The organism is Flavobacterium sp. P1_E4 (genome assembly GCF_056405915.1).
On the sequence record NZ_JBFUBE010000001.1, the window covers coordinates 172188 to 185357 of the forward strand.

A 13170-nucleotide genomic window follows, 5' to 3' on the forward strand; every position below is an offset into this window, starting at 1 on the left:
AATTATTGATTCCTTTATTTTTGCATTCCGATTATGTAAAGCGTAATCTTACATAAACGTGTTTGATTCCTTTTTTATCTGAATCCCTTTCGTCTATTTCCAGAATATCGGTTAAAGATTTAAGTAGTGGAGTGAGTTTGCTGAAACCGTAACTTCTGGGATCAAACTCAGGCTTTTTCTTTACGATTAGATTTCCAACATCGCCTAAGAAAGCCCAACCGTCATCGTCTCCAATGGCATCTATGGTATCTTCTATCAGCTCGATGGTTTTATTGTCGATTTTAATGGCAGTCTCTTTTTCGGGAGTTTTCTTGGTTTCTTTGTTATCTGCTGCAGGAGTTGAAGCTGTTGGCTTTGGTTTTTTCTTTTTGGTGGCTCCTTCCAAAACCTCAATAAAAATGAATCGGTCACAGGAAACAATAAAAGGATTAGGTGTTTTTTTCTCGCCCATACCAATAACTTTCATTCCCGACTCTCGCAATCGAATAGCCAGTCTGGTAAAATCGCTGTCACTGGAAACAATACAAAAACCATCCACTTTATCAGAATACAGCAAATCCATCGCATCGATAATCAAGGCCGAATCGGAAGAATTTTTTCCTACTGTGTAACTGTATTGCTGAATAGGTGTAATGGCGTGTTCTAGTAAAACCGATTTCCAACCGTTTGCATTGGGCTTTGTCCAATCGGCATAAATACGTTTGGTTGTTGGAGTTCCGTATTTGGCAATTTCCTCCATCATTCCTTTTACATTGCTGTAGGGAACATTGTCGGCATCAATTAGCACGGCTAGTTTTAGTTCTTTTGTATTTTGAGACATCTTTTCAATTATAGATTATTGGATTGGTCGATTTTTGGATTTCTAATTTTTATAATGAAATCATCATAGTTATTGCCATTTTAATCGAACTTGATTCAAATATACGTGTTTTTATTGAAGAAAGTTGTTGATTATTGCATTAGCCCTGATGGAAATGGAAAGCCTCGACGGAATAAACCTATTTTTTCTTGTGCCGCAAGAGCGACCGGAGGAAGCTCCTTGCGGCACAATAGAAAAAAAGGTTTATGACAGAGAGCTTGTAATGGACAGCAGGAAATAGCTCCTACATCCGACTGAACTCAAAATGACAAGATTAGTTATTATAATGGTTTGGATTTTAAAAAATAAATATACTTTCAAGATGCTAATACATTATAAATAATTATTTTTGCACCCGATTCCGAAACTTCGGAACGAGACTTTAAATTAATAGTAGTAGAAATATATATTATGGTAAAAGATTTATTCGAAAGAATTCAAAACAATAAAGGACCTTTAGGAAAATGGGCTTCACAAGCGGAAGGTTATTTTGTATTCCCAAAATTAGAAGGAGACTTAGGTCCGAGAATGAAATTTCAAGGGAAAGAGGTTTTGAACTGGAGTTTGAATGACTATTTGGGTCTTGCAAACCATCCAGAAGTTCGTAAAGCAGATGCAGATGCAGCTATTGAGTATGGTGCCGCTGCCCCAATGGGTGCGCGTATGATGAGCGGTCACACTAAATATCACGAACAATTAGAGAATGAATTGGCTGCTTTCGTAATGAAAGAATCAGCTTATTTGCTGAATTTTGGTTACCAAGGAATGGTGTCTATCATTGATGCTTTGGTTACTAGAAATGATGTGATTGTTTATGATGTTGATGCTCACGCCTGTATTATTGATGGGGTTCGTTTGCATAGCGGAAAACGTTTTACGTACAAGCACAACGACATCGAAAGTATGGAGAAAAACTTGGATCGCGCTACAAAATTAGCCGAAACAACTGGTGGCGGTATCTTATTTATTACCGAAGGTGTTTTTGGAATGCGCGGACAGCAAGGGAAGCTGAAAGAGATCGTGGCAATGAAAGAGAAATACAATTTCCGCTTGTTAGTTGACGATGCACACGGTTTTGGTACACTTGGTGAAACAGGTGCCGGAGCTGGTGAAGAGCAAAATTGCCAAGACGGAATCGATGTTTACTTCTCTACATTTGCAAAATCAATGGCTAACATCGGTGCTTTTGTGGCTGCCGATAAAGACATTATCGATTACTTAAAATACAACTTACGTTCTCAAATGTTTGCAAAAGCATTGCCAATGATCCAAACTATTGGTTCATTGAAACGTTTGCAATTGTTGCGTGATAACCCAGGATTGAAAAACAAATTATGGGAAAACGTAAATACTTTGCAAAATGGTTTGAGAAGCAAAGGATTTAATATTGGTGATACCAATACTTGTGTTACACCAGTTTACTTGGAAGGAAGTGTACCAGAAGCAATGGTAATGGTGAATGACTTAAGAGAAAACTACGGTATTTTCTTGTCGATCGTAATTTATCCAGTTATCCCAAAAGGAATGATTTTATTGCGTGTTATCCCTACCGCTTCTCATACATTGGAAGATATTGCTGAAACGCTTACTTCTTTCGAAGCTATCCGTGAGAAATTAGTAAATGGAACGTACAAAGAGATTGCAAGTAGAACTACAGTAGATTTGGACGCTTAATTTTTAGCATTTCATTTAAATATAGAAAATCCATCGGTCGAAAGGCTGATGGATTTTTTTTTGAAGCAGACATTTTTGCATCTATGCTATTCAGTCCCGCTGTCCTTCCAATCTTATATGCCGAACACCGGCACATAAGGATTTTCCCTCCCATCGGGGCTCCCCTACAACTTTAGATTTTCATAAGAACCAATGCAAACAAAATATAAAAATGCTGTACTTTTATGGTTTCAAATAAAACCATATAATGAAAAAAACACTTCTTTCGTTAGTACTGCTGCTTTCCATAACATTAATTTCTGCTCAAAAAACAGAATATACCATAGTTACCAATATCCCCTATTATAACGAAGCCACAACCAATACCGATTCTTACATCAAAGAACGTTGTGTTCTCGATATCTATTACCCAAAAAACACTAAAGGATTTGCCACTGTAATTTGGTTTCACGGAGGAGGATTAACCGGTGGAAACAAAGAACTTCCCGAAGGGCTCAAAGACAAAGGATTTTGTGTTGTTTCGGTGAATTATCGATTGTCACCAAAAGTAAAAGCACAAAAATGTATTGAAGATGCCGCAGCAGCCGTTGCTTGGACATTCAAAAATATTACCACTTATGGCGGTGATAATTCCCTGATTATAGTTTCAGGACATTCTGCTGGCGCGTACTTAGCATTAATGGTGGGATTAGACAAAAAATGGTTAAAAGCAGATGGCATAGATGCTAATTCCATTGCAGGATTAATTCCGTTAAGCGCACAAACCATCACCCATTTTGAAATCCGAAAAGAAAGAGGCATTCCAGACACCCAACCTGTAGTTGATGAGTTTGCTCCGTTGTATCACGTTCGCGCCGATGCTCCGCCTTTATTGTTAATTACAGGTGATAGAGAATTAGAAATGTTGGGACGCTATGAAGAAAACGCCTATATGATGCGAATGATGAAAATTGCCGGCCACAAACAAACGACTTTATATGAACTACAAGGTTTTGGACACGGTATGACAGAACCAGCTTTCCCATTGGTTGTCAAAGAAATTCAAAGAATAATAGCTTCAAAAAAGAAATAAAAAATGATTCCACATTTATTGATTATTCCAGGACTTGGTGATTCTGGCGAAAAACACTGGCAAAGCTTTTGGCTACAAAAATTCACCAATTCAACCAAAGTCATACAAGACAATTGGGACGAACCTCAACTTGAGGAATGGCTTGAAAGACTTTCAAGAACCATTAAAAAAATAGATGAACCAACTATTTTGGTGGCTCATAGTCTGGCAGTTTCCCTAGTGATGCATTGGATTTCCCAAAACAACAATCCAAACATCGTGGGCGCTATGCTCGTTGCTCCCGCTGATGTAGATTCGCCCGAACACACACCCGATTTCCTAAGACACTTTTCCCCTATTCCAACACAAGCTGTTCCATTTCCATCACTGGTTGTAGGAACCGAAAACGACACTTATATGTCACTCGAAAGAGCCAAAGAATTAGCCGCTTATTGGGGAAGCGATTTTATAAACGTTGGCCAAAAAGGACATATAAATTCCGATTCTAATCTCGAATATTGGGAAGAAGGCCAAACATTTCTTCAGCAATTAATCACAAAAATAAAAAGCTAAAAATGACAAATCCAATAGTTTCTGCAACTTGGTTACAAGAACATTTAAACAATTCTAATTTAATCATACTCGAAGCAAGATTAGAGCAAAATCAATCGAATTTGGAGAATCAAAATCCAGATTTACAAATAAAAGGCGCTCGTTTATTTGACATCAAAAACAATTTTAGCGATACCAATAATCCGTTGCCCAATACTTTTCCTTCGGAAGAGAAATTCACTGCCGAAGCTCAAAAATTAGGCATCAACTCAAACAGCACAATTGTGGTTTATGACACTTTAGGAATCTATTCCAGCCCAAGAGCTTGGTGGATGTTCAAAGCGATGGGGCATCCGAATGTTTTTGTATTGGATGGTGGACTACCGGAATGGATTAAAGAAGGTTTTCCAACAGAAAATCAACAACAAACAACTTATCCAAAAGGGAATTTTACAGCAAAATTTCAGCCCGAATTAATCAAAAACAAAGAACAGATTCTGGAGAATATCGCAACCAAAGAGGCTGTTCTTATGGATGCTAGATCATCTGATAGATTTAATGCCACTCACGAAGAACCTAGAGCTGGATTGAGAAGCGGACATATTCCCGGTTCCATCAACGTTCCTTTCACTGATTTACAACAAGACGGAAAATTCAAATCAAAAGAAGAATTAAAGGAAATCCTAAAACTGAACGACCAGCCTTTATTCTTTACCTGTGGTTCCGGAATTACTGCCTGCATTGTTCTATTGGCCGCCGAATTGATTTCGGACAATCCAAAAGCCGTTTATGATGGTTCTTGGACTGAATGGGGCTCAACTGATTTACCGATTGAAAAATAAAAAAGGGGATTCTGACATAATAGACAACTTAAATAAATTAGGTTTAATGCTCCTGCAAGGTCTTTTTCCAGACCTTGTAGGTATCTTATTATCAACATTTACATTTATACCTACAAGGTTAAAAAAAACCTTGCAGGATATCCAATAAATAATCAACCCTGATTATTATTACTCGACCGCCACTTTATAAGTTGGATCTTCCAGAATATTCACGTCAATTACTGCATCCGCGTTTTGCAATAACTGCCTGCAATTTTCACTTAAATGACGCAACCGAATTGTTTTATTCACATTGGCGTATCGCTCAGTAATTTTATTCAAGGCATCAATGGCGCTCATATCCATAATTTTGCTTTCCTTAAAGTCGATGATAACCTCATCTGGATCATTGGCAACATCAAATTTTTCGGCAAACATAGTAGTGGATCCAAAGAAAAGAGGGCCGTATATCTCATAATGTTTCACTCCATTTTCATCAATGTATTTTCTTGCACGAATTCTTTTGGCACTTTCCCAAGCAAAAACCAAAGCGGATATAATCACACCTATCAATACAGCCAAAGCCAAATTGTGCAAAAAAACCGTTATTAAAGCCACGGTCACCAATACAAAAATATCGTGTTTGGGCATTTTATTGAATATTCGGAAACTAGCCCATTCAAAAGTTCCAATCGCCACCATCATCATTACCCCAACCAAAGCCGCAATAGGTAATTTTTCGATTACTGGAGCTCCAAATAATATAATTAACAAAATAGTTATCGCAGCAATTATTCCAGATAATCTCGCCCTAGAGCCCGCAGACACGTTAACTAGTGTTTGTGCAATCATCGGACATCCTCCCATTCCGAAGAAGAAACCATTTAAAATATTGGCACTTCCTTGAGCAATACATTCTCTGTTACTATTCCCTTTCGTATCTGTTAATTCATCAACTAGATTTAAAGTCAACAAACCTTCTGTCAGTCCTACACCTGCCATAATCAAAGCATAAGGAAAAACAATTTGCAATGTATTAAAATCCAAAGGAACATTCGGAATATGAAAGGGCGGGAAACCGCCACTAATGGAAGCAATATCTTTTACAGTTTTTGTATCAATATTCAGAACAATAGTTACTATAAAGATCACAAAAATAGCCACTAAGGATGCAGGAATCTTTTTGGTTAATTTTGGAAAACCAATCACAATCGCCACTGTCAAAGCCACCAAACCCAACATTACATACAATGAGTCTCCCGAAAGCCAAACGGTTTCTCCAATAACAACAGTTTTAAATTGTTCTATCTGTGACATAAAAATAACAATCGCCAGTCCATTTACGAAACCATACATAACAGGCTGTGGCACTAACCGAATGAATTTTCCCAGTTTGAACAAACCCACTAAAATCTGAAAAACTCCCGCCAAAGCAACTGCGGCAAATACATAATCTAATCCATTCGATTTCATTAAGGCAATCAAAACGATAACAGTTGCTCCTGCTCCACCCGAAATTAAACCAGGTCTCCCTCCAAATATTGCCGTAACCAATCCCATTATAAAAGCAGCATACAAACCTACTAAAGGCGGAAAACCAGCAAGTATAGCAAAAGAAAGTGATTCTGGAATCATTGTCATCGCTACAGTAAGACCCGCTAAAATTTCTATTTTATAATCTACTTTTTGATTAAAATTGAATAAATTAAAATAACGATTCATAAATTGAAAATGGTATTATTTTTAGAGGTGCAAAAATACAGTTTTAAACTTCAATGTAACTCAAAAATCATCCTACTGATCTTAATCTATTTTCAAATTTGAACTTGAACATCATTAAAATCAAAGCTCCCCGCCTACCACTCTGTTTCAACAAAATCTTAACATAAAATTTTTCTTTCTTTTGAAATAAAAACAAATTAAAACACTAAACAACAGCTCATTACATGATAAAAATCAATTAAAATTGAGTTTAAATCACTAACTTTGTTCGTTGTTCTTATGTTGTTTTATTCCTTACAAATTAAAAAAAGATAATTATGAAAATGAGCTATCCTTTGTCTTTTGAAGAATATTTATGCTCTTCTGATTATCATTTGATGCCAAAGCGTAGGATTAGAAAAACCTAAACCCCAATAGTTTCTTTTACAAATCTTTCCTAAACTTCAATAAAAATGTCACTACAAACAACCATTAAAGAAAACCCAAACATAAAAACCAGCATTATGGAAAATATGAAATGGGAAATAGATCCCTCACATTCAGAAGTGTATTTCAAAATTAGACATCTTGAAATTGCTACTCTAACAGGTAGATTCAATGAAATAACCGGAACAGCTGAAGCAGAAGAAGATTTTGAAAATGCGGTATTTTCTTTTACTGCAAATGTTGACTCCATTAACACCAATGATCAAAAAAGAGATGCCCACTTAAAAAGCCCGGATTTCTTCGATGCAGAAAAATTTCCAACAATCACTTTCCATTCCACTAAATTCAAAAGAATAGGTGATGCAACTTTTGAATTAATCGGTAAGCTGACCATCAAAGAAGTCACAAAACCAACCATTTTGGAAATAAAATATGGCGGTACCAATATCGATCCCTGGGGAAATACAAAAGCAGGTTTAAAATTCAAGGGCAAAATAAACCGTAGAGATTTTGGCTTGGTATGGAATGCCGCAATCGAAACTGGTGGTTTTTTGGTTAGCGATGAAGTAAAGATAGATGCCAATATTGAATTACTAAAGAAATAATACAAAATGCGAAATCCCAACAACAGTTCATAATACTAACCTATTCGCAATCCATTTTCTATTTTGAAATCAGGTGCCAATAAAATTACATCACCCTCCTCTCCTACTGCTCCCAGCACTAAACATTCACTCATGAACTTTCCGATTTGCTTTTTAGGAAAATTGACAACGGCTACGATTTGTCTTCCTGTCAGAACTTCTTTGGTATATCTTTTGGTAATTTGAGCCGATGTTTTTCTGATTCCAATGACACTTCCAAAATCAATAGTGAGTTGGAATGCAGGTTTTCTAGCTTCTGGAAAATCATTGACTTCTAATATAGTTCCCACTCGCATTTCTACTCTTTCAAATTCTGACCACGTTAAATCCATAGTTTTGTTTTTAAGATAATGAGTTGCTAATATACTAAGTTCTATAATTATGAAACCTATCATTTAAGAACAAAAAAATCCCAAAACTTTCGTTTTGGGATTCTAATTTATTTTATAATCACTGATCAAAAACTACTGATCACTGCTTATTATTTTACTTCCATCAATTCAACGTCGAAAATCAAAGTCGCATTTGGTGGAATAACACCACCTGCTCCTGCTGGTCCATATCCTAAATCAGATGGGATAACGAAACGAGCTTTGTCTCCTACTTGTAACAAAGCAATACCTTCGTCCCAACCTTCGATTACCTGACCTTGACCCAATCTGAATTCGATTGGTTTTTTTCTTGGATAAGAAGAATCAAAAACTTTACCGTTTTCCAATGAACCTTCATAGTGAACTGCAACTGTTTTTCCGCTTTCTGCTTTTTTACCAGAACCTCTTTGAATGAATTGGTAACGTAAACCGCTTTCTGTTCTTTCGAAACCAGCAGCCAATGTTTCCATTTTCGCTTCAGATTCCGCTTTCAAAGCTGCTTGTTTTTTCAAACGAGCTCCTTTTAAACCAACAAAAGCTTCAATTGCATTCCATTTTTGAGCTTCTTCACCAACTCTAACAATTTCAACTGATTCTAAAGCATCTCCTTGAGCAATCGCATCTACTACATCTTGTCCTTCTACTACATTACCAAAAACAGTATGTTTATCATCTAACCATGGCGTTGCAATGTGTGTGATGAAAAACTGAGAACCATTTGATCCTGGCCCTGAATTTGCCATAGACAAAACTCCTGGTGCATTGTGACGCAAATCTTTGTGGAATTCATCATCAAACTTATATCCTGGATCTCCAGTTCCTGTTCCTAGAGGACATCCCCCTTGGATCATAAAATCAGGAATTACTCTATGGAAATTTAAACCATCATAGAATTTTTGCCCTTGAGGTTTTATTTTATTTTCCATGTTTCCTTCGGCAAGAGCCACAAAGTTCCCAACAGTTCCTGGTGTTAAATCGTGTGTTAATTTTACCAAAATCGCCCCTTTAGCGGTGTTGAATTTAGCGTATATTCCGTTTTCCATTGTGTTTGTTTTTTATTGAGGTGCAAATTTACGAATAAAATTATAGAATCAGAAAATTTGGGGATTTGATTGTAAGCAAACAAAACACATGAGTCAAAGAAATGACCACAGATTCGCAGATTTTTTTTGAAAGCGGATAATTTATTTACTATTTTTTTATCTGCGAATCTGCGGTAAAATATTTTATGGGCTTGTTTTGGAATTTGATTACAGCAAATGTTTTTTTCTCTGTTAGTGCCAAATTAAACCATATCAGATTTTAAAAGCGAATACACATTCAAATCAATAAATGTATCATAAAGTAATTCTCCTTGTCGAATCACGCCTTCTTTTGTAAAGTTTAATTTCTCTGGAATAGTCTTACTTTTCAAATTTTCGGTCCCACATTTGATTTCGATTCTGTTCAGCTGTAAATCCGAAAAGCAAAAATCGATAATGGTTTTACAAGACTTTGTGACAATCCCTTTTCCTTGAAATCCTTCAATAATCCAATATCCAATTTCTCCAATTCTGTTTTGAATATCAATTTTATAAACACCAATTCGTCCAATCACTTTCTCATTTTCAATAATTACAAAAGCATATTCATTTCCTCCTTTGTTACGTTGCATAGCACCTTCCACAAAATTATCTGCGAATTCAACAGTTTGCATTCTGTCTACAAAAGGTAGCCAAGGTCTCAAATGAGCTCTGTTTGCATCAACCATCTCAAAAATAGGTTTTGCGTGATTTTCGCTAATTAATTCTAATTTAAGCGTGTTATCTACGGTAAGTGTCATAAGATATTCTGTTTTAAAATAATGGTTTGTTAACCAAATTAAATTAGTTTTTCCAAAACTGTCTATCAAAAATTTAAACCCTTAATGATCCGCGAAATCCTCTAACAGCATAGTAAGAAGAGGCTCCGTTGTGGTATATGAACACGTTCTTATAACGAAAGTCCGCAAAAATAGCACCACCAAGTTTTCTAATATCCGAAGGCGTCCTCAACCAGCTCGATGTTTTCTTGTCAAAATCTCCAAGTTGTTGCAACTCTCGGTATTCTGCTTCGGTTAAAATTTCAACTCCCATCGCTGTGGCCAAATCAATAGCGTTATTTTCTGGCTTGAATTCTTTTCTCGAATCGAGTGCTTCTCGGTCATAACAAAGACTTCTACGACCTTTTGGAGTTTCTGCTGAACAATCGTAAAAGATATATTCATTTGTCTTTTCATCGTGACCTACAACATCTGGCTCTCCTCCAGTTGTTTCCATTTCATTGAGTGACCAAAGTTTTCCGGGATTAACTTCCAATTTAGCCTGAATTTTGTCCCAATCAAGACCTATATGCCGATTTCTATTTTTTTCAAAACGTGCTTTTAATACACTGAGCAGTTGTTCTCCTTGTTCTGGTGACAACTCTTTTTTATTTTTCATTGTCATAATGTGTTATTTAAGTTTCGTAATCGGATAACATTCTAGATTTACCCTTTTCAAATATAGGAAATAATTACTACTGAAGTTTTAAATAGAAATTTTGTAAAACCAAATTGTATTATGCATTTTATAATATTCAACAAATCATAAAATTAAATCAAAGACTTGACAATAGTGACTTGCATCCACTACCTTTACACTTAGAAATAATGTAAAACTTGTATTAGTAGATACTAAAAAATTCTTTTTTGAATACTATGAAACTTCATATCCAAAATAATTTCACAACTGAATTACCTGCAGATCCAAGTGAAATCAATATTCCAAGACAGGTAGAGCAAGCTTGTTTTTCATATGTATTACCAAAGCAACCCTCAAATCCCTCTTTAATTCACGCTTCAATCGAGGTGGCCAATTCTTTAGGATTGTCTCAGGAAGATATTCTTTCAGAAGATTTTTTAAATACTTTTTCTGGAAATACCGTTTATCCTGGAACCAAACCTTATGCTTTGAGTTATGCTGGGCATCAATTTGGAAATTGGGCTGGACAATTAGGTGATGGACGTGCCATTAATCTAACCGAAGTTGTACATGATGATAAGTTGTACACATTGCAATTAAAAGGAGCTGGTCCTACACCATATTCCCGTACAGCCGATGGTTTTGCAGTGTTACGTTCTTCTATACGCGAGCATTTGTGCGCGGAGGCTATGCATTATCTGGGTGTCCCAACAACGCGTTCACTTTCGCTAATGCTTTCCGGTGATCAAGTAATGCGTGATATACTCTATAATGGAAATCCAGCTTATGAGAAAGGGGCCATCGTTTGTAGAGTAGCACCTTCGTTTATTCGTTTTGGTAATTTTGAATTGTTTGCCTCAAGAAAAGATCATACTACATTACAATTATTAACGGATTATACTATAAAGCATCATTTTCCGGAGATTAAGAGTGAAGGAGTAGAAAAATACCTTGCCTTTTTTCAAGCGGTAACTCAAACTACCCTGGATATGATAATACATTGGCAACGCATAGGCTTTGTACATGGCGTTATGAATACCGATAATATGTCTATTCACGGTATTACAATTGACTATGGTCCCTATGGATGGTTAGAAGATTACGACCCAAATTGGACTCCGAATACAACCGATAGAGAATATAAAAGATACCGCTTTGGCAACCAACCCGATATTGCTTTGTGGAACTTATATCAATTAGCAAATGCTTTGTATCCATTGATTAATGATGCCAAACCGCTTGAAACTATCTTGAATGCCTTTGGTAATGATTATCAAAAGGAATATTGGAGTATGATGCGAAATAAGCTTGGTCTTAAAATAATTAAGGAAGAGGATGCCATTTTAATTGAAAGCCTTACTGAGCTTCTTCAGTTAATTGAAACTGATATGACTATTTTCTTTAGAAACTTGAGTAGTGTTCAAAAAAAGGATTCGACCGAAATTGCTTTGGAAAAAATCAAAGAAGCCTTTTATAATGAAAAAGATCTTAATGAATCTATTCTGGATAAATGGTACATATGGTTAGAGCATTATAATAACCGAATCAGTGAAGAGTCTCTTAACGATACTGAACGTAAAGAACAAATGAATTTGGTTAATCCTAAATATGTATTGCGAAATTATATGGCACAATTAAGTATTGATGCTGCCGATAAGGGAGATTATTCTTTACTGAATGAACTGTTTGAATTGCTAAAAAAGCCTTATGATGAACAACCAGAGCATCAAAAATGGTTTGCAAAAAGACCCGATTGGGCGAGAGACAAAGTAGGCTGCTCAATGTTGAGTTGTAGTTCTTAAAGCTCTTTTAAGCCAATGTTATCAAAAAAGGTAATATACTTAAATGACATAAAAATCTTTTTTGTTGCTTTTTTATTACTTTTTTAGGGTTAAACGTTAAAAGTATTTATTTTTAATTCAATTGTATTAATGTTAATGCAATGAGGCAAGTAATTGAATGTTTTTTGAATTTTAAGAATTAGTTAAGTTGTTGATTTTGTGTTTTTTACATGGTTATTGTAGGTAAATTTGACACATAACCTTAAAACAAAAAATCATGAAAAAATTATTTTTATCCGCTATCGTCTCTTTATTTGTAAGCTCAGTATTTGCTTCTAACATTAGTGACGATCCTATTGTTGTTTTGTCCAGAACTACAAAAGAATTAACTCAAATATTAAACAAATCTTACACTGAAGAGGTGTTAGAAAAAGAAGAATTGGTTAAAGTCTCTTTTACTGTTAATGAATTGCACCAACTTGTAGTTTTGCAAGTGAATTCAAAAAATTCTGAAATTCAAACTTATGTTAAACAAGCGCTTAATTATAAAAACCTATCTTCTAATGAATTAACTATTGGAAAAGACTATATTTTTGAAATAAAATTCAAAAACTAACACATTCCTATAAAAAAATAGACATGTTTACTTAACGATAAGGAAAGTATTTGATTTTATTAAGATATCAATCAAAGGAAGCCAAATAGGCTTCCTTTTTTATTTATGATACCCAAATTCTAAAACATTGGAGTTTGATTATGGTACCTTATTTATTTTTTATAATTCACAGT

At 35.4% G+C, this 13170-nt stretch carries 13 protein-coding genes; 7 read left to right on the top strand and 6 right to left on the bottom strand.

The annotated features are described in order from the left end of the window. Window positions 1–31: 31 nt before the first annotated feature. The gene (locus tag AC1DY0_RS00805; RefSeq protein WP_477186788.1) at window positions 32–820 is read right to left on the bottom strand and encodes an NYN domain-containing protein; all 789 of its coding nucleotides are present in this window, start codon (window positions 818–820) and stop codon (window positions 32–34) included. A 450-nt stretch (window positions 821–1270) separates the two neighbouring features. On the opposite strand from AC1DY0_RS00805, the gene capB reads away from it, so the two are divergent. From capB to AC1DY0_RS00825, 4 genes are all read left to right on the top strand, one after another. Further along, window positions 1271–2533, top strand: coding sequence for a cysteate-C-fatty acyltransferase (gene capB, locus AC1DY0_RS00810; protein WP_477186789.1), 1263 nt, complete (start codon window positions 1271–1273; stop codon window positions 2531–2533). A 247-nt stretch (window positions 2534–2780) separates the two neighbouring features. Then, window positions 2781–3605 (top strand): alpha/beta hydrolase, encoded by an 825-nt coding sequence (locus AC1DY0_RS00815; protein WP_477186790.1) that lies wholly within the window; start codon window positions 2781–2783, stop codon window positions 3603–3605. 3 nt (window positions 3606–3608) lie between these two features. Next, on the top strand, window positions 3609–4157 hold the full coding sequence (locus AC1DY0_RS00820; protein WP_477186791.1) for an RBBP9/YdeN family alpha/beta hydrolase: 549 nt from the start codon (window positions 3609–3611) through the stop codon (window positions 4155–4157). 2 nt (window positions 4158–4159) lie between these two features. Next, the gene (locus AC1DY0_RS00825; RefSeq protein WP_477186792.1) at window positions 4160–4978 is read left to right on the top strand and encodes a sulfurtransferase; all 819 of its coding nucleotides are present in this window, start codon (window positions 4160–4162) and stop codon (window positions 4976–4978) included. A gap of 168 nt (window positions 4979–5146) precedes the next feature. On the opposite strand, the gene AC1DY0_RS00830 is transcribed toward AC1DY0_RS00825, so the two are convergent. Further along, window positions 5147–6679: a SulP family inorganic anion transporter gene (locus tag AC1DY0_RS00830; protein ID WP_477186793.1), complete on the bottom strand. Its 1533-nt coding sequence runs from the start codon at window positions 6677–6679 to the stop codon at window positions 5147–5149. A gap of 452 nt (window positions 6680–7131) precedes the next feature. On the opposite strand from AC1DY0_RS00830, the gene AC1DY0_RS00835 reads away from it, so the two are divergent. After that, window positions 7132–7710, top strand: coding sequence for a YceI family protein (locus AC1DY0_RS00835; RefSeq protein WP_477186794.1), 579 nt, complete (start codon window positions 7132–7134; stop codon window positions 7708–7710). A gap of 35 nt (window positions 7711–7745) precedes the next feature. Here AC1DY0_RS00835 and AC1DY0_RS00840 read toward each other — a convergent pair whose 3' ends face one another. From AC1DY0_RS00840 to AC1DY0_RS00855, 4 genes are all read right to left on the bottom strand, one after another. Then, entirely contained in the window at window positions 7746–8081 is a 336-nt protein-coding gene (locus tag AC1DY0_RS00840; RefSeq protein ID WP_116795720.1) for a tRNA-binding protein, read from the bottom strand. A 149-nt stretch (window positions 8082–8230) separates the two neighbouring features. Continuing rightward, window positions 8231–9163 carry a peptidylprolyl isomerase gene (locus tag AC1DY0_RS00845; protein ID WP_477186795.1) on the bottom strand — a complete coding sequence of 311 codons (933 nt, stop codon included), beginning with the start codon at window positions 9161–9163 and terminating at the stop codon, window positions 8231–8233. Window positions 9164–9405: 242 nt separating this feature from the next. Then, on the bottom strand, window positions 9406–9942 hold the full coding sequence (locus tag AC1DY0_RS00850; RefSeq protein WP_477186796.1) for a GNAT family N-acetyltransferase: 537 nt from the start codon (window positions 9940–9942) through the stop codon (window positions 9406–9408). 73 nt (window positions 9943–10015) lie between these two features. Further along, entirely contained in the window at window positions 10016–10579 is a 564-nt protein-coding gene (locus tag AC1DY0_RS00855; RefSeq protein WP_477186797.1) for a DUF4256 domain-containing protein, read from the bottom strand. Between the two features lie 257 nt (window positions 10580–10836). On the opposite strand from AC1DY0_RS00855, the gene AC1DY0_RS00860 reads away from it, so the two are divergent. Next, window positions 10837–12402: a protein adenylyltransferase SelO gene (locus AC1DY0_RS00860; RefSeq protein ID WP_477186979.1), complete on the top strand. Its 1566-nt coding sequence runs from the start codon at window positions 10837–10839 to the stop codon at window positions 12400–12402. Window positions 12403–12658: 256 nt separating this feature from the next. Further along, the gene (locus AC1DY0_RS00865; protein WP_477186798.1) at window positions 12659–12997 is read left to right on the top strand and encodes a hypothetical protein; all 339 of its coding nucleotides are present in this window, start codon (window positions 12659–12661) and stop codon (window positions 12995–12997) included. Window positions 12998–13170 lie beyond the last annotated feature (173 nt).